Annotated in this window: 16 protein-coding genes; 12 read left to right on the top strand and 4 right to left on the bottom strand. The window is 44.0% G+C overall.

What is annotated here, in order from left to right:
- Positions 1-6: 6 nt before the first annotated feature.
- Positions 7-522: a tyrosine protein kinase gene (locus MHH57_RS04245; RefSeq protein ID WP_342434855.1), complete on the bottom strand. Its 516-nt coding sequence runs from the start codon at positions 520-522 to the stop codon at positions 7-9.
- 226 nt (positions 523-748) lie between these two features.
- Here MHH57_RS04245 and MHH57_RS04250 point away from each other — a divergent pair, with 226 nt between their 5' ends.
- From MHH57_RS04250 to MHH57_RS04280, 7 genes are all read left to right on the top strand, one after another.
- Positions 749-1,039 carry a YerC/YecD family TrpR-related protein gene (locus MHH57_RS04250; RefSeq protein ID WP_007428885.1) on the top strand — a complete coding sequence of 97 codons (291 nt, stop codon included), beginning with the start codon at positions 749-751 and terminating at the stop codon, positions 1,037-1,039.
- Complete coding sequence (locus MHH57_RS04255) at positions 1,039-1,827, top strand: CbiX/SirB N-terminal domain-containing protein (protein WP_069012882.1); 789 nt, start codon at positions 1,039-1,041, stop codon at positions 1,825-1,827. The genes MHH57_RS04250 and MHH57_RS04255 overlap by 1 nt, the downstream gene beginning before the upstream one ends.
- 173 nt (positions 1,828-2,000) lie before the next feature.
- Positions 2,001-2,882, top strand: a complete 882-nt coding sequence (locus MHH57_RS04260; protein WP_013308843.1) for a diacylglycerol kinase — start codon at positions 2,001-2,003, stop codon at positions 2,880-2,882.
- A 221-nt stretch (positions 2,883-3,103) separates the two neighbouring features.
- The gene (gene rlmD, locus MHH57_RS04265) at positions 3,104-4,819 is read left to right on the top strand and encodes a 23S rRNA (uracil(1939)-C(5))-methyltransferase RlmD (RefSeq protein WP_342434856.1); all 1,716 of its coding nucleotides are present in this window, start codon (positions 3,104-3,106) and stop codon (positions 4,817-4,819) included.
- Between the two features lie 13 nt (positions 4,820-4,832).
- Positions 4,833-5,129: an N-6 DNA methylase gene (locus MHH57_RS04270; RefSeq protein WP_245249115.1), complete on the top strand. Its 297-nt coding sequence runs from the start codon at positions 4,833-4,835 to the stop codon at positions 5,127-5,129.
- Positions 5,130-5,488: 359 nt separating this feature from the next.
- Complete coding sequence (locus MHH57_RS04275) at positions 5,489-6,478, top strand: tRNA-dihydrouridine synthase (protein ID WP_209949973.1); 990 nt, start codon at positions 5,489-5,491, stop codon at positions 6,476-6,478.
- Positions 6,479-6,531: 53 nt separating this feature from the next.
- Positions 6,532-7,101: a hypothetical protein gene (locus tag MHH57_RS04280; RefSeq protein ID WP_342434857.1), complete on the top strand. Its 570-nt coding sequence runs from the start codon at positions 6,532-6,534 to the stop codon at positions 7,099-7,101.
- Positions 7,102-7,295: 194 nt separating this feature from the next.
- Here MHH57_RS04280 and MHH57_RS04285 read toward each other — a convergent pair whose 3' ends face one another.
- Both MHH57_RS04285 and MHH57_RS04290 read right to left on the bottom strand, forming a co-directional pair.
- Positions 7,296-8,723: an aminotransferase class I/II-fold pyridoxal phosphate-dependent enzyme gene (locus MHH57_RS04285; RefSeq protein WP_342434858.1), complete on the bottom strand. Its 1,428-nt coding sequence runs from the start codon at positions 8,721-8,723 to the stop codon at positions 7,296-7,298.
- A gap of 190 nt (positions 8,724-8,913) precedes the next feature.
- Positions 8,914-9,870: an AraC family transcriptional regulator gene (locus tag MHH57_RS04290; protein WP_342419529.1), complete on the bottom strand. Its 957-nt coding sequence runs from the start codon at positions 9,868-9,870 to the stop codon at positions 8,914-8,916.
- Positions 9,871-10,073: 203 nt separating this feature from the next.
- On the opposite strand from MHH57_RS04290, the gene MHH57_RS04295 reads away from it, so the two are divergent.
- From MHH57_RS04295 to MHH57_RS04305, 3 genes are all read left to right on the top strand, one after another.
- Entirely contained in the window at positions 10,074-11,093 is a 1,020-nt protein-coding gene (locus tag MHH57_RS04295) for a glycoside hydrolase family 88 protein (RefSeq protein WP_039272416.1), read from the top strand.
- 12 nt (positions 11,094-11,105) lie between these two features.
- On the top strand, positions 11,106-13,280 hold the full coding sequence (gnpA, locus tag MHH57_RS04300) for a 1,3-beta-galactosyl-N-acetylhexosamine phosphorylase (RefSeq protein WP_342434859.1): 2,175 nt from the start codon (positions 11,106-11,108) through the stop codon (positions 13,278-13,280).
- Positions 13,281-13,438: 158 nt separating this feature from the next.
- A complete protein-coding gene (locus MHH57_RS04305) occupies positions 13,439-13,810 on the top strand; it encodes a hypothetical protein (protein WP_238437976.1) in 372 nt (123 codons plus the stop codon).
- A gap of 91 nt (positions 13,811-13,901) precedes the next feature.
- Here the strand turns inward: MHH57_RS04305 and MHH57_RS04310 are convergent, their stop codons facing one another.
- Positions 13,902-14,840 carry a YafY family protein gene (locus MHH57_RS04310; RefSeq protein WP_342434860.1) on the bottom strand — a complete coding sequence of 313 codons (939 nt, stop codon included), beginning with the start codon at positions 14,838-14,840 and terminating at the stop codon, positions 13,902-13,904.
- 142 nt (positions 14,841-14,982) lie between these two features.
- Between MHH57_RS04310 and MHH57_RS04315 the strand changes: the two genes are divergently transcribed.
- Both MHH57_RS04315 and MHH57_RS04320 read left to right on the top strand, forming a co-directional pair.
- Positions 14,983-15,429, top strand: a complete 447-nt coding sequence (locus tag MHH57_RS04315; protein ID WP_342434861.1) for a VOC family protein — start codon at positions 14,983-14,985, stop codon at positions 15,427-15,429.
- A gap of 118 nt (positions 15,430-15,547) precedes the next feature.
- On the top strand, positions 15,548-17,026 hold the full coding sequence (locus MHH57_RS04320; protein WP_342434862.1) for a YdiU family protein: 1,479 nt from the start codon (positions 15,548-15,550) through the stop codon (positions 17,024-17,026).
- Positions 17,027-17,071 lie beyond the last annotated feature (45 nt).

Consider the following 17,071-nt stretch of genomic DNA (forward strand, 5'->3'; position numbering starts at 1 on the left):
TATAGTCTACTTTCTTGTGCGTTTGCGCGGACGTCTGCGCGGGGTAGTGCTACTTTTGCGCTGTGTCTTTTTCCGGCGTCGGCGTGGTGGTGTATATTCATCCAGTTCCTCAGTAATTTGTGTTGTAGATTTTTTGCTTGCGTTTTTGTTGAATGCTGGGAGCGAGCCCATAATCAGTTTTGCCATCGGAGCAAATTGCTGTACGCTAGACATGATCTTTTGTACCTTGCCGACCGTAGCAACAATCCCGTCAATACCGCCCATACGGTCAATAATACCTTTAATATCGTTGAGATTACCAAGATTGCCAAGGCCGCCTAGCAGTCCTCCTTTGGCAGGGGCGTGGTCTGGTGTAACCACGGCAGAGTCTGTTATACTCGCTGGCGCCTCGTAAGGAACCAGTGCGGAGGAATCGACTTGCGGAACCTCGCTGTATGGATCGAGTCCAGGATAAGGAGATGAACTATACGGATCGGAAATGGCACGCGTTTGCGCCCTCCGATGATAGTAATGTCCAGGCATGAGATCACATTCCTTTGCAGGTTGATACTCTACTGTATGTTACAAACGCACAGTGGGTTTAGGCGCGTGTCCCGAAATCAGGTATAAAAGCGGATTTGGGCATTCGTACGGTATGTTTCTATGATCATAATGTTGTTCTGTAATGCGTGAAACCGTTAATGCTTGAAAAACTGACTATTCCTCAGGTACAATGAGGAGAGATCGTAACCTTGGGAGATGATAATCCATGCAGCTTAAAAAGCTTAATGATAAAAGTATTGATCAATTGTTCGAAGCTATTTTAACTCTTAAAAATTTGGAAGAATGCTATGTGTTTTTTGATGATCTGTGCACGATTAACGAAATTCAATCCCTCTCCCAACGTCTGGAGGTTGCCCGTATGCTAGGCAAAGGCAGCACATATAATCAGATTGAAGCAGAGACAGGAGCCAGTACAGCTACCATTTCACGTGTTAAACGTTGCCTGAACTACGGTAATGACGGGTACAAAATGACTCTGGAACGTCTGGGACGCTAATGCGGAGCCCTGGGATACTGGTCATCAGCCATGGCTCTAGGGAGCCATATTGGGTAGAACAGGTGGATCAGGCAGTTGCAAAGCTTCATTTGCCGGAAGAAATACCGGTAGAGGTTTCATTTTTGGAAACGGTTAAAGAAAGATTGATTCAAAATGGTATTGACCGTCTGGAAGCCTTGGGTGTAACAGATATATTGGTTATTCCTTTGTTTGTGTCATCAGGTAGTACGCATGTAGATGAGATTAGCTATGCGCTGGGTGTCAAAGATGCGCCGGACAAAGAAACAGATTTGGAGCCGTTTCGATTGAAAGCGCGAGTGCATTTTGGTAGCCCGCTGGATGACGGAGAAGATGTTGCTCACATGGTGTGGGACAAGGTTCGCCCGCTATCAGCCGACCCTGCGAGAGAGGTTATTTTACTCGTAGGTCACGGCAGTGTGCATAACGGCTTTTTTCAGCGCTGGGAGCAGGGGATTTCTTCGTTGGCCCGTACGGTGCAAAACGTGAGTGGTATCATCACGGACTACGCTTTGCTAAATCCCGAGAGTGTGTACGACAAGGCAGCGTACTGGAATCAGGAGCGGGGTCATGATGTTATTGTGGCGCCGTTATTTTTGAGTTCGGGATATTTTACAAGTCGTATGATTCCTAAACGCTTGCAGGGGCTCGAATACCGTTATTCGGGAGATCCTTTATTGCCGCATCCTTTGCTCACAAGCTGGATGGACAGGCAAATTCATGAATTATTGCAAAGCATGCAGAAGCAAGCGAGGTCAAGTAATAGATAGTCTGGTTCGGCTATAACGTCATTTCAGCCTTAAATTTCCTTATTTGGGCAAAGTCTGGCTTCTTTTATTGTAAAAGAGGTCTTTTTCCAGTATGATGATATTTTGTACAGACTGAATATGATGAACTGCGATGTGAATATAAATATCATTAAATATACGGGTGGCGTAACGGAATGAAAAGAGCTAGATTAATCTATAATCCGACCTCTGGGCGTGAGGAAATGAAGCGTCGTCTTGCGGATGTTTTGCAGCGCCTGGATGAAGGTGGTATTGAAGCCTCTTGCCATGCAACTACGGGTGAAGGGGACGCAACACGTGCCGCAATAGAGGCCATTGAGCGTGGGTATGACATGATTATCGCCGCTGGTGGCGACGGTACATTGTATGAGGTCATTAACGGGATGGCTGAAAGAGAAAACCGCCCGCCCCTAGGTGTGTTTCCTCTGGGGACGACGAATGATTTCGCCAGAGCACTGGGCATCCCCAAGCACTGGGAGGATTATTGCGACCTCGTTATTCGTCAAAATCCGAAGCCACTGGATATCGGAAAAGCGAACGACCGCTACTTTATCAACATTGCAGGCGGGGGAACTTTAACCGAGCTTACGTATGAAGTTCCGAGCAAGCTCAAAACGATGATTGGCCAGTTGGCGTACTATTTTAAAGGTATGGAGAAAATGGTCAGCCTTGCTCCACAGGAGCTGATCATCAAGGCATCGGGTCAGGAAGTGATCCACGACGAATTTATGCTTTTCCTGATTGCGAATACGAATTCGGTGGGCGGGTTTGAAAAGCTTGCTCCTGGGGCGACAATAGATGATGGACTGCTTGACGTCATCGCTGTGCGGAAATGCAATCTGGCGGAAATGATCCGATTGGTAACACTCGCGCTACGTGGTGAGCATTTGCAGGACAAGAAGATTGTTTATTTCAAAACAGATTACATGGAAGTGACCTCACCCGGCTATGTCCAGCTTAATCTGGATGGCGAACTGGGGGGCACTTTGCCAGCGACCTTCCGGAATTTACCTCATCATTTGAATGTTTTCCGGTGAGGAATGATGAGGAAATATTTCTGCTTCCGGACGGCAACGCAATATAGTATATGGAATGCAGAGTAGGTAGTTGTTTTTTTGTGTGAGCATATTGGTTCTTGCCGTTCTCCGTGGGGAGTAACGGCATTTTCGAGTTGATGTTTGTATGTTTAGATGACCATTCTAATTAGACGTCCGAAGGAAAATACCGCATAAAAGAAGATCAGAAAGAAGTGACAATCATGACGAATAACCGTAGCGGACGTGGAAAAAGCCGCCGGAATGCAGCAACAGTAACTCCTGTTCAAGGAAAGCAGTACAAAAAGACTATGAAGGCGACAAGAGAGAGCGAACCGGAACAGTCTCAAGTCAGAGCTGAAAATGGGCTACTTCAAGCCGAAATCAAACATAAAAATGGAAATGTGAATGAAAATATGAATGATTCGGATCGGAAGAAGAGAAAGAACGGACGAGATACTCGTCGTTCTTCCAACGGTAGACGAAGTCATGATGCTTCCAATCGTAACCGGTCTAGTGTAGAGCGTAGCGATCTGCCTGTACAAAAGAACGATGAGGCCGTGATAGACATCATCGGCATGAACCACGATGGCGAGGGTGTAGGACGTGTCGAGGGTTTTACGCTGTTCGTTCCGGGTGCATTGCCAGGTGAAAAGGTACGAGTAAAGGTGTTGAAAACGAAAAAGCAGTACGGCTATGCCAAGCTGCTGGATATTGCGCAGGCTAGCCCTGACCGGATTGCAGCTCCGTGCGCCATCTACGATCAATGCGGTGGCTGCCAGATCCAGCATATGAGCTACGAAGCGCAGCTCAGCTGGAAACGCCAGCATGTCGTGGACGTGCTGGAGCGTATCGGGAAGCTGAGTGTGACTAGTGACGACGGCACGTCCGTTGATTTGTCGAGTGTACATGGCGTAGTCGTGCATCCTACACTCGGTATGAGTGAGCCTTGGCGATATCGCAACAAAGCCCAGGTGCCGATTGGTGTCACCGAAGGCGGGCTTGTCGGCGGTTTCTATGCACGTGGCAGCCATCGCATTGTGGATATGAATACCTGTCTCATTCAGGATGAGCGTAATGACGAAGTTGTCGCACGTGTGAAAGAGATTGGCCGAATGCTGGGCATCAGTGCATATAATGAAGAAACCGGACGTGGGCTACTGCGCCATGTCGTTGTAAAGACCGCTTTTCGCACGGGTGAAATGATGCTGGTGCTCGTCACGAATGGACGAGATATTCCGCATGCAGATGCGTGGATGGGCAGTATCCGTGAGCATATTCCCCACGTGGCAAGCATATGCCAGAACGTGAATACAAAGCGAACGAACGTTATTTTTGGCGACGAGACTCGTGTACTGTGGGGACGTGACGTGATCTATGACTACATTGGAAACGTCCAGTTTGCGATTTCTGCGAGATCCTTTTATCAGGTGAATCCCGTACAAACGGAAGTGCTGTATGGCAAAACCGTCGAATATGCCGGGCTCACAGGCAAAGAAACGGTGATTGATGCGTATTGCGGCATCGGTACGATTTCTCTGTTCCTCGCTCAGCATGCAGACCAGGTGTATGGGGTGGAGATCGTCAAAGAAGCCATCGACGATGCACGAAGTAATGCGCTATTGAACGAAATGCGTAATGTGAAATTTGAGGTAGGCGCGTCCGAAGACGTCATTCCTGCGTGGAAAGAGCAAGGCATCACCGCCGACGTTATCGTCGTCGATCCGCCCCGTAAGGGCTGTGATCCACGCCTGCTCGACACCATTCTGGAGATGAAGCCAGAACGTGTGGTGTACGTATCCTGTAACCCAAGCACACTGGCGCGGGATTTAAAGATACTGGAGGATGGCGGGTATAAAACAGTGGAAGTACAGCCTGTAGATATGTTTCCGCATACGGTTCATGTGGAGAGTGTTGCGCTGTTGGTCAGAAAAGATTAATAGTTGAGGTGTATTGGCGTTTGAAAAAGGTAAAAATCAAAACAAACTTACTGATAAAAACATCAATAAGATTATCGAAACGTACCGAAATCGTGTAGATGTTGATAAATATGCTCACGTGGTATCACTTGAAGAAATCAAAGAAAACGAGTTTAACTTAAATATTCCTCGCTACGTGGATACGTTTGAAGAAGAGCAAGTCATTAACCTTGCCGAAGTGAGTAAGCTTTTAGAGCAAGATAAACAAGAAATCGCTGAACTTGAAGCCAAAATCAATGAACAGCTGAAAATTTTGGGTATTCATGTGTAGAAATTGACGAAGTGGGCCAAGGATATTATTTCCTGGCTTTTTTTAGCTATTTCGCATGGGAACGGCATAGGCTGGGGGAAGTAATGCCGTGCAGTATTTCTATGAACTGCGGCGCAGTACGTTATAGAAGATGGCAAGGAGGGGCGGGCGCTCTTCCTTTTTTTGCGAGTCTTTTGGGGAGTATGCTCCTCTATTGAGTATGATATACTCATTTAGATGTCTATGCTTAACATATACTGCCGTTTGAACTACGTTGCTTAAACATGATATATGTGAAGAAGAAGCAAGGACATGAACAGATTAGCTTTACCATTTTGGGACCAAAGATTTGTCCTGGTATTTATAGAGGAGTTTTTGATATGACGAATAATTTTTGGCGTGAGTTGCCACGACCCTTTTTTATACTGGCACCGATGGAAGATGTGACGGATGTTGTGTTTCGCCATGTCGTAAGTGAAGCAGCCAGACCGGATGTGTTTTTTACGGAGTTTGCGAATACAGAGAGTTATTGTCACCCGGAGGGGAACAAAAGTGTACGCGGGCGTTTGACTTTTACAGAGGATGAACAGCCCATGGTGGCCCATATCTGGGGAGATAAGCCGGAATATTTCCGTGAAATGAGCATCGGTATGGCGAAAGAAGGCTTCAAAGGCATCGATATTAATATGGGTTGTCCTGTAGCGAATGTAGCCGAGAATGGGAAGGGAAGCGGCCTGATCTGCCATCCCGAAATCGCAGCGGATATCATTCAGGCCGCCAAAGCCGGGGGATTGCCCGTGAGTGTAAAAACAAGGCTCGGTTTCACTGCCGTAGACGAATGGCGCGACTGGTTAACCCATATTTTGAAACAAGACATTGTGAATTTGTCCATTCATCTGCGGACAAGAGAGGAAATGAGCAAAGTAGACGCTCACTGGGAACTAATTCCGGAGATTAAGAAACTTCGTGATGAGGTGGCACCAGATACACTGCTGACCATTAACGGAGATATTCCGGACCGTCAGACCGGCTTGAAGCTCGCTGAGCAATATGGTGTGGATGGCATTATGATTGGGCGTGGTATTTTCCAGAATCCATTTGCGTTTGAGAAGGAGCCGAAGGAACACAGCAGTGAGGAATTGCTTGAACTGCTGCGGCTTCATCTAGATCTCCATGATCATTATTCAGCGCAGGAGCCACGTTCGTTCAGCCCTCTCGCCCGCTTCTTCAAAATATATGTCCGTGGATTCCGAGGGGCAAGTGAACTCAGAAACAGCTTAATGAACGCCAAATCAACAAGTGAAGTGCGTACATTGCTTGATGAGTTTGGAAGCAAGGATCATGATGAGGTAGAGGAACGTGGAAATTAAATTGCCAAGTTGAGGGGCGGCTGTTAGTAGGCATTGAAAACATAGGAGGATATATGTCCTGGAGTAAATTGAAGCAACAACTGGAGAGCTTCCGCTGTCCTGCGTTAGACGGAAGGGTCGAATACCGAGCGACCAGTTACCGTTATCTGCCTGATAAGTCTGGAATTTGTTATATAACTGTAGATAAGAAGAACATACTCAATATGAATGATATCACTAGTCCGATCAAATGGTATCAGACGGAGTTGGAAATCAAGAATGATCCAGATATCCAAGTTCCTATCAGCAATGAAGAAATTGAAACGGTCAGAAAAGATACTAATGGGAACGTTCCGGAGGATCGTCTACAAGTAATTGCAAGAGGTAGAAAAATATCAGAACATGCAAAGGATCTTTTATCAGCACAGGCCTCATTAAGCAAATCTAATTTTAATGTTGTAGCTAATAAATTTTTAACTGCTTCTATAGAGGAAAGCTTAGAGAGTAATGATATCTTATTGAATATTCTAGCTTTAGTGGACAGACGAGTTGGAAAAAAGCGAATATTAAACATGACCGAGAAGATGAAGTTAAAGCATCCCATTGTGCAGTATTTTTATGAACTACGGCGTAATACGTTATGAAAATAAATAACTTTCATTGATGGGGGCAAGTCGTTTTAGGGTTGAGTGCTGTTCATTGTTGCTGCATTGCACAATGGCAAATAATTTGGATGTCTGGGAAAACAGCAAAGAGGGGCGGCGTGCCCCTCTTATTTGTGTGATGCTGAATATTTTCGCTTATTTACAGAAATCGTAGCAATTAGTTTCAAAATTTTTCATCGCAAAAAAACTTTTCTCTCATTCAATGATCTTGCTATATTCGATAAAAGCTGAACTGTATTTCTTATCTCATCTTCCGTAGTGTCCGGGTGAATTGCGCAGATTCTGAGAACCGTTTTTCCATTGAGTTGTGTCGTAAGCACTGTGGCGTACCCGTTCGTCACCATTTCTTGGGAGATCCTTTTATTGAGTGGATCTAATTCCTGGTCGGATAGCCCAGGTGGTGCATATCGAAAATTAACAATCGCTAATTGTGCGGGGCATACAATTTCCCAATGATTATGTTTTTTGATTTCATCTTCAGCCCATTCTGCGAGTTGAACTCCATGCTCTATAACTTCACCGACAGCATTCGTGCCTAAAGCTTGCAGTGTCACCCATAGTTTCAGACTTCGAGCAGGCCGGGTTAACTCTGGACCCAAATCCCAATAATTAATATATTCTTCATTAGTCTCGGCATCCTTCAAATATTCTGGGCGTGTGCTGAAGCAGTTTTTGAGTTGCTGCTTATCTTTGGCTAAAACCACGCTACAGGAATAGGTCTGCATTAACCATTTATGTGCATCCCAGGTGATACTATCTGAACGCGATATCCCGCTCAAAAGAGACTTATATTTCGAAGAAGCCAAAATTGACGCACCGTAAGCTCCATCCACGTGCAACCAAATATTATGTTTTTCACATAGGTCAGCAATTTCGTTTAGTGGGTCAATGCTTCCTGTATTGGTTGTGCCTGCCGTGGCAATGATCGCAAAAGGTTTCATGCCAGCCGTCTGATCATCCATTATTTTTTTCTCTAAGGCTGAAACATCTATACAAAAATTTTTATCACTTGGAACCTTTCTGATTTGATCACTACGGAATCCGAGGATGCGTAGCCCTTTGGCGACCGATGAATGAGTTTGATCTGAAACATAAGCAGTTCCAATGGCATATTCCTGCTCGGATAACCTTGCATTGCGTGCAGCCGCTAAAGCGGTCAAATTCGACAGTGACCCGCCCGACAGAAATAAGCCTCCAGCAGTATTGGGATATCCTGCTTGGTCACACATCCATCGGATCACTTCCCCCTCTAAAAGGCTTGCGCTCGAACTCAGCATCCAGCTTCCGGCGTGGGTATTATAAGCGCTAGTCATGATATCTCCTAACCACGAGTAAAGAGACATTGGACCAGGAACCAATGCGAAAAAGCGAGGGTGTTGCATGAAGGTTTGGTGAGGATAGACGTTTTTTCTCATTTCATCGACGACCTCTTGTATCGGTCTTCCTTCTTTCGGAAAACCAATTCCCCTTAAATGAGCTATTGTATCCCCATCTGCAGTGTTGATTACTTTTTGAGATCGAATGTTATTGTTTTCTGCTATAAATGAATGTATGAACTGCTCAATAATCTCACCTAATTGTTGATTTAGTTCTTGATTCATCATAAGCATCTCCTTTGTTTAAACTTCAACCAAAGTATAATATAACATCTGTTGTCATATTGTGAGATTCACCGATTTCATCATTACGTTTATTTTTAGGCTCCACATGCAGACTATATTTATATGGCTCAGGTTTAATCCATATTCATGAGGTTGAGTTCGTTTTATCAAGTTTATTTCTGCTGTTATGCTAAACCCATCCCGTAAACTCCAGTATAGACGCTTTCGCAGATTGCGCTTCAGATTGTGCCCCTTTACGCCATTCTTTTGGCGGCTTTCCCATAAGCCTGGAGAAGCAACGGTTGAAGCTGGAAATGGAGTGAAAACCGACTTGTTCGGAGATCGAAAGAATAGAATCCTCCGTGCTTTTTAACTGCTTGCAAGCCTCTTCGATTCGGGTGCTGTTTAGGAAATCGAGAGGCGACGTCCCCATAATTTCATGGAATTTTCTTCGAAAATGAGTTGTACTTAAATGGCACAGGTCGGCCAAAAAATCCATCGTAATGGGGTTCATATAGTTTTTCGTGATGTATTCCAAAACCGGAGAAATGACAAAATCGTTTTTCAGGCTATGCTCTGTTTCTTGATCTGCCAACAGTTCATTCCTGGAATGAATTCTAAGGAGTTCTATGTAAAGGGATAGCAATAAGCCATAGGCACTTTCCTGATAGTAAGGATTCTGCTGTTTTAATTCTTCTACGATCGAAGTTGCAAGTGTATAAACCTTGGGATACTGCTCCTTATTCAATATACAGTTTTTTCCCTTCACCACCCACAAATTTGGTTCGAAGTTGCTGTAAGCACTTTTAAATGAATGTTGAAAGAGATCCTCTGGTGAAAAAAAGATATAAGACCACAGACTGGCTGTATTTGGCGAACTATACGTGGTATGAGGAAGATACCTGGGGATGAAGGTCACATCGCCGGCTTTGAAGGGTACAGATTCTCCTTTGATCTCCATGACGCCGCTATCTGAATAGCATATACCAATCTCCAAATGGTTATGGAAATGGAGATGCTCACTTTTAATATCAGAAATCTTCCAACGTTCACCGCTTAATAGCAAGACAGGGAAATTTATGGGCAAGCTATAGTGTCGATATTCTATAACGGGCTTCTTTTTTCTGGGCATATTCAATACCCCCATGACTTTGGTTTTAACCAGCAGATATACATCAGGATTTTGTAAAATCCTCACATAAATGATTGGAAATGCGCAGTTTTGTTGCGAATATGCTTAGATGGAGACTATTTTACTGCGTACAATGGAATAAGTAAAGCGTTTTCAAATTAGTGACGAACAGCTCTCAAGCGCCTTTGGGGGCGTGTGCAAAAGAGAGGAGAACATAGATGCTTCAATTAACTTATGACAAGGAAGAGGTATTAAGAGTCATCGACAAAGTCGTCAGAAAAACCATGGCGATGGATTTGACGTGGGACTGGCCTTGCGGTGTGGCTTATTATGGTGTATCCAGAGCCTATACGAAAACAGGAAATAAAGAGTATTTGAATATGCTTGTGCAGTGGGCAGATGAATATATCGAGTTGGGTCTGCCGCACTGGACGGTTAACACATGTGCTATGGGCCATATGCTGATCACGTTGTATGAAGAAACAGGAGATCCAAAATATTGGGATATTGTGATGAGCAAGGTGGATTACATCCAAAACAATGCTCTCCGGTTCGGAGACCATGTTTTGCAGCATACGGTATCCGTGGCTAATGATTTTCCAGAACAGGCATGGGCGGACACATTGTTTATGGCGGCATTTTTTCTGCTCCGTGTAGGAACCAAATTAAAGGATGAGGCCATGATCCAGGACGCCTTAAATCAATATTACTGGCATATCAAATACCTGCAAGACCCGAGTAGCGGTCTCTGGTACCATGGCTACAATAATGTCAAGCAGGATCACATGTCCGGATTTTTCTGGGGGAGAGCGAATGCTTGGGGAGCATATACCATGTCGCAAGTCAAAATTCATTTAAAAGACTGGTACTTGTATCCGCAATGCATGGACGTAGAGTGTTCGCTTCGGGATCAACTGGCGGCACTAAAGGGTGTTCAAACGGAGAATGGTTTGTGGCGGACGGTACTGGATGACGAGGAGTCCTATGAAGAAGTGTCGGCATCTTGCGGTATCGCGGCGGCCATGATCAATAACGGTAATCCGCTGCATACCAAATACGTGCAAAAGGCATTGGAGGGCATCTTGAACCATATCAGCGAGGACGGACGGGTACTAGGTGTGTCGGGCGGCACAGCGGTTATGAAAGATCGGGATGGGTATCGCAATATTCCAAAAGACTGGATTCAGGGCTGGGGTCAAGGCCTGGCATTGGCCTTTCTATCCGATATGTTGAATTAGGAGGGAACCAAGTTGTCCAAACAAACAACGGGGGGCTTTACACTACCGGGAGAATCTGGTTATGAGGCGCTGACCCTGAAATTAGCTGAACGGTGGGGTGCCGATGTCATCCGTGATAGTGACGGCACGCAATTGTCCGATGAGATTATAAATGCTGGGTACGGCATATATTCGACAATCTGTATCATCAGAGATCATAATGAGTGGGCGTCCCACCATCTGGATAAGCTGCAGCAGTGTTTTTTAATTACAAATCCAAAGGTAGCTGTACAAGATTATGTATCCATCTATCTGATGGAGGATTTTTTTGCTGAACAGTTCAAAGTGAATGATTCCAAAGAGGCGTTTAACTATTGGCAGGTTTTTGACAGAACGACCGGAGAGGAAGTTCCAAGAGAACAGTGGAATTATGAAAGGGAATCCGGAAACGTGGTCATTACCGGAATTGCTCCTTGGCATAAATACACGGTGAGCTTCATGGTCTACCGGATCTGGGAAGAGATTTCCATGTACAATCACACCACGAATCATTGGGACAAAGAGCATTTGATGCAGATAGATCCTATCTATGCAGAAACGCAACAGTATCTGCTGGATTGGATGGAAGATTGGTGTCTCCATCATAAGGAAACCACGGTTGTTCGGTTTACTTCCTTATTTTATAATTTCGCCTGGATCTGGGGCAGCGATGAGCGCAATCGCCATCTGTTCTCTGACTGGGGTTCATACGATTTTACGGTAAGTTCAAGAGCGCTTGATCTGTTTGCCAAGAAATACGGGTATTCGATGACTGCCGAGGATTTTGTGAATGGCGGGAAATACCGCGTCAGTCATATCCCGGCTGAGCAGCGCAAGCTGGATTGGATGGCATTTATCAATGATTTTGTAATCGAATTTGGCAAGAAATTAATTGATATTGTGCATAAGCACGACAAGCTGGCCTATGTGTTTTATGATGACAGTTGGGTTGGTATGGAGCCCTATAATGACCGTTTCCAAGAGCTTGGTTTTGACGGATTGATCAAATGTGTGTTCTCAGGTTATGAGGCGAGGCTGTGTTCAGGTGTGAAAGTGAATACGCATGAGATTCGGCTGCATCCATACTTATTTCCGGTTGGCTTAGGCGGGCTTCCTACCTTTATGGAGGGGGGCGACCCCACGCTGGATGCCAAAAAGTATTGGATTAATATCCGGCGCGCCTTGCTGCGGGAGCCTATTGACCGGATTGGATTGGGCGGATATTTGCACCTTGTAGAGCCTTACCCGGATTTTTGCGATTACATCGAAAAGATTGCCAATGAATTCAGAGAAATTAAAGAACTGCACCACGAAGGCAAACCCTATCATATGAAGACGAAGGTAGCTATTCTGCATAGCTGGGGAAAATTGAGATCGTGGACCTTGTCCGGACATTTCCATGAAACGTATATGCATGATTTGATTCATGTCAATGAAGCTTTATCTGGATTGCCGATTGAAGTGCAGTTCATTGACTTTGAAGATATCCGTCAGGGAATTCTACAGGATTGTGATGTAGTGATCAATGCCGGCTCTGCTGGTTCAGCATGGAGTGGTGGGGAGTACTGGAATGACAACAAGTGTGTGGACTTACTGACCCAATGGGTTTACGAAGGTGGTATCTTTATTGGCATCAATCAGCCTTCGGCGGTAGAAGGTCACGACAGCTTTTTTAGAATGGCGCATGTTCTCGGACTGGATGAGGATACAGGCTCCAGGGTAGGTCATGGAAGATGGACATATGAGGTTAGGGATGAGTATGGTTTGGTGCCTGAGGGGGCAAGTATAACGCCAAAGAATAGCATTTATCTTACGGATGGGTCAGCTGCGGTAGTGGAGGAAGCAAGTGGTATGATAACACTGTCTACACATGCCTTCGGTAAAGGAAAGGGAATTTACCTTCCTTCATTCGAATTCAGCTGGGAAAACACAAGGTTGTTGCTGAATATGATTCGCTTTGCAGGTAATGAGTTACATGAAACGAAGTACATTACGGATAACCTATATACAGAGTGTGCTTATTATCCAGAAAGTAAAATGTTGGTGGTTATTAACAATAGCGATCAACTTCAAAGAACGACGGTTGATACGGAATATGGCAAACAAACGATGGAATTAGATCCGTATGACACCATGATCACTCGTATTGGCTTAACAAAATCGGTATAGAAACGGAAAATAATAAGAGTAGCGGTGTCAAGCCCTCCTTTATTTAAGGAAGGGCTCTTTGTTTTAGCACCTCCAGAAAATCCAGCCAATTTACCGGGGATTTTGTCCATTCAAAAGTATCTACTCCATCATTAACTATAAGTAAAACAATGAAGGAGATGATTTCTTTGAGAAAGGCAACCTTAATGAAAATTAAAAATGCGGAAGCCAAGTTGGGAAGAAAGTTAAAAAAAAGAAGTCACGTGGTTATGAATCTTAAAAAAGCCATTCGTGTAACTCAACTTGGAGATGGATTTGCGCGTTTCACTTTCGCTGCGGTTACTATCCCCCCAAATAGCTTTAGAAGCACTACGATTAACGGTAACGCCTACAATCTGATTAGCGGTTCATGGATTTTCTCTGGAAATCAGCAAGGGTTTCTTCTCGATAACTATTCTGCGGCGGAAGACAGATGGTTCTTTACTGCATGGAATCCAACCGGATTCACAAGAACGGTCTCCTATGCTGTTATCGCCAAACGGAAGCCATAATTCAAATGTCATCGTTAGCAAGGAAAAGGAGCTTGATCCTTCTTTTCCTTGCTAAAAGGTAGAGGAAATGTTGAACAAACCTTCGATGATCTTATAATTTTTGATAGTGGTTCAAGAGATGCTCAACTTTTTCTTTAATAATCTGTTTTAAAGATTCAGGCTTCACAGATCGTACATAATGACCATATCTCATAAAATAATGAGCGATAAACTCTTCTTCTCCAGGATTATAGAATCCCTTAATGACTGTCTTATCACCATTTTCTATTTTCATAGAGGGATAATGTTCTTTATAGAAAATGTCCTTCGCTTGTTCTACAATCTCTACTTCAAAGTCAATGCTCTTCTCGGATTGATACATTTCTAATGAACGATTAAGGAGCTCATCTATAGAAAAGTCAGAATTGCTCTCCTCTTCTTCTATTAAGGTTATTCGATCACATCTGAAAACTCTATATTTATTCGTATTTAACTCTATGCCAGTAGCATACCATTGACCAAACTTAGCGGAAATTTTGAAAAATTGAATATAGTAACTTTTTTTCTGATTATTTTTTACATATTTAACTTTACAGGTACTCTCATTAAGAATGCTTGTTAGAATTTTATCTAAATAACGACTAATATGAGTATGCTGATATACTTCAAATTGTAAGACCTTTTTCATTTTATGAATCTGGTCTATTTGTGTTTTAGAAAGACAGTGTTCAAACTTTTCATTGAGTTTATTAATACTTAAATGAAAGGGGGTGGATTGATAAGCTTCTAACGTCAACATTGCAAAGTACAGAGCATATACTTCATCCATCGTGAAAATAATGGGAGATAACAACCTATTTTTTAAGATACCATATCGCCCATGTCTGCCATGTTCCGAAAAAATAGGCATACCTAATTGTTCTAATGAATGAATATCACGTAGAGCTGTACTTTTTGAAATATGGTATTTATCCATCAGGTCATTTAAATTAAAGAACTCTCGACTGTTTAAGTATCTGATCATATCATTTAACCTTTCTGATTTCTTCATCTAAACCTCCTTATAAAGGTGTCATGTTTTGATACCTTTTTATATGATAATAAGCTTAAGGGAATATATCAAATTCATAAGATATCTACCTGAGGATTTTACAAAATCCTGACTAAGATTATATATAAAGGAGATTGATATCATGAGTGCAACACTGGAAGTAGCTATTTTCTTATCCATGAACGGAAAGGCAAAGGAAGCTATACATTTTTACAAAAAACACTTCAACGCAGAGGAATTGTTTCTGGTTACCTATCAAGACATGGCCCAACGTGACAGTTCCATACAGATTACGGATGAAAATGAAAATTATATTTCTCATTCTGTCTTATCCATCGGAAAAACAAAAGTAATGATAGCAGAAGATACAATGAATCCCAGTGAAAAATATACAGTTGGTAATAACACTTCATTATGTATTCAAAGTGCTGACTTAGAAGAAATTAAACATTTTTATCATAGCTTAATTACAGATAATCGCGTGAAAATTATCGTGCCTTTATCTAATAATATGTTTAGCCAAGCCTACGGTATTATTGAAGACCCGTTCGGTATTCAAATACAATTAATGTTTGATAATCGATTATAATAAAAAGGTTGTTAAAAGCTAAAAAGCACAATAGCATGGTGAAAAGTGGATAATAATTGGACAGAAGTAAAAACTAAAAGGGGAAAATCCAAGATACCACAGCAGAAAAGGAGACACTATGACGGAGAAAAAAGAAATAGCAGATAAAATAGGGTGGAACTTCGACAACAGTTACTCTCGTCTGCCGGAATCCATGTTTACAAAGCTCAACCTGACTCCTGTCCGCTCACCAAAGCTGATTATACTTAATCATCCGTTGGCAGCATCACTGGGGTTGAACGGCACGGCGCTGCAAAGGAATGATGGCGTAGCGGAGCTGGCCGGCAACCAAATTCCTGAAGGGGCTACGCCTCTTGCTCAAGCTTACGCAGGACATCAATTCGGGCATTTTAACATGTTAGGAGACGGTCGTGCTCTGCTGCTTGGCGAACAGATCAATCCCTTGGGTGAACGGGTTGATATTCAGCTCAAGGGCTCTGGCAGAACGCCATACTCCCGTGGTGGTGACGGGCGTGCGGCACTTGGCCCGATGCTTCGTGAATACATCATTAGTGAGGCGATGCATGCGCTAGGTATTGCTACCACCCGCAGCTTGGCGGTGGTATCCACAGGTGAGACGATCATCCGGGAAACCGAGCAGCCCGGTGCCATTCTGACCCGTGTGGCTGCCAGTCATCTTCGCGTCGGAACCTTTCAATACGTCTCAGCATGGGGCACGTCCGAAGATCTCCGTGCTCTGGCTGATTATACATTGGAAAGACACTACCCGGAAGTTGCCAATGACGAAAACCGTTACCTTTCACTGCTTCAGGAAGTGATTAAGCGTCAGGCCGAGCTGATTGCCAAATGGCAGCTGGTTGGTTTTATTCACGGGGTGATGAACACCGACAATATGACCCTTAGCGGAGAAACCATTGATTATGGTCCTTGCGCCTTCATGGATACCTATGATCCTGAGACGGTATTCAGTTCCATCGACAGGCAGGGACGCTATGCTTATGCCAATCAGCCGCATATTGCTGCGTGGAATCTCGCGAGATTTGCTGAGACGCTCTTGCCACTGCTGCATGACAACAGGGAGCAGGCTGTCACACTGGCTGAGGATGCAATTTCAGATTTTGTAAAAATATTTCACCATCATTGGCTTGCAGGAATGCGAGCGAAGCTAGGGATCTTTAACGAAGAGCAGGAGGATGAATCTCTTATTGAGGATCTTCTGAATATCATGCAGAAGCATCGTGCTGACTACACCAATACCTTCCGTGCCCTAACTTTGGACAAGCTGGAGGATACGGTTCTGTTCAGCACTGAGGAATTCACCCAGTGGCACGAGCAGTGGCAGGCGAGACTGGGCAGACAGCAGGAATCCCAAGATTCATCGCATCAGCTGATGCGCAGCAGCAATCCTGCAATCATCCCGCGCAATCATCGGGTAGAAGAAGCACTGGAAGCTGCGGTGGAACGAGAAGACTACCGGGTGATGGAGCAGCTTCTTGAAGTTCTTTCGAACCCTTATGCTTACTCTACCGAACAGGAAATGTACTCTACATTGCCAGAGGAATCCAACTGCTCATACCGAACCTTTTGTGGTACCTGATGCGGGCGAACGATTTGAAGATAACTTATATCATGCGTTGGTGGT

It is taken from the genome of Paenibacillus sp. FSL H7-0442 (assembly GCF_038593105.1).
Taxonomy (GTDB): domain Bacteria; phylum Bacillota; class Bacilli; order Paenibacillales; family Paenibacillaceae; genus Paenibacillus; species Paenibacillus polymyxa_D.

Excerpts from the sequence above, each read along its gene's own strand:
- MHH57_RS04245 (WP_342434855.1), bottom strand. The coding sequence starts at position 522 with ATGCCTGGACATTACTATCATCGGAGGGCGCAAACGCGTGCCATTTCC.
- MHH57_RS04250 (WP_007428885.1), top strand. The coding sequence starts at position 749 with ATGCAGCTTAAAAAGCTTAATGATAAAAGTATTGATCAATTGTTCGAA.
- MHH57_RS04255 (WP_069012882.1), top strand. The coding sequence starts at position 1,039 with ATGCGGAGCCCTGGGATACTGGTCATCAGCCATGGCTCTAGGGAGCCA.
- MHH57_RS04260 (WP_013308843.1), top strand. The coding sequence starts at position 2,001 with ATGAAAAGAGCTAGATTAATCTATAATCCGACCTCTGGGCGTGAGGAA.
- rlmD (WP_342434856.1), top strand. The coding sequence starts at position 3,104 with ATGACGAATAACCGTAGCGGACGTGGAAAAAGCCGCCGGAATGCAGCA.
- MHH57_RS04275 (WP_209949973.1), top strand. The coding sequence starts at position 5,489 with ATGACGAATAATTTTTGGCGTGAGTTGCCACGACCCTTTTTTATACTG.
- MHH57_RS04280 (WP_342434857.1), top strand. The coding sequence starts at position 6,532 with ATGTCCTGGAGTAAATTGAAGCAACAACTGGAGAGCTTCCGCTGTCCT.
- MHH57_RS04285 (WP_342434858.1), bottom strand. The coding sequence starts at position 8,723 with ATGAATCAAGAACTAAATCAACAATTAGGTGAGATTATTGAGCAGTTC.
- MHH57_RS04290 (WP_342419529.1), bottom strand. The coding sequence starts at position 9,870 with ATGGGGGTATTGAATATGCCCAGAAAAAAGAAGCCCGTTATAGAATAT.
- MHH57_RS04295 (WP_039272416.1), top strand. The coding sequence starts at position 10,074 with ATGCTTCAATTAACTTATGACAAGGAAGAGGTATTAAGAGTCATCGAC.
- MHH57_RS04305 (WP_238437976.1), top strand. The coding sequence starts at position 13,439 with ATGATTTCTTTGAGAAAGGCAACCTTAATGAAAATTAAAAATGCGGAA.
- MHH57_RS04310 (WP_342434860.1), bottom strand. The coding sequence starts at position 14,840 with ATGAAGAAATCAGAAAGGTTAAATGATATGATCAGATACTTAAACAGT.
- MHH57_RS04315 (WP_342434861.1), top strand. The coding sequence starts at position 14,983 with ATGAGTGCAACACTGGAAGTAGCTATTTTCTTATCCATGAACGGAAAG.
- MHH57_RS04320 (WP_342434862.1), top strand. The coding sequence starts at position 15,548 with ATGACGGAGAAAAAAGAAATAGCAGATAAAATAGGGTGGAACTTCGAC.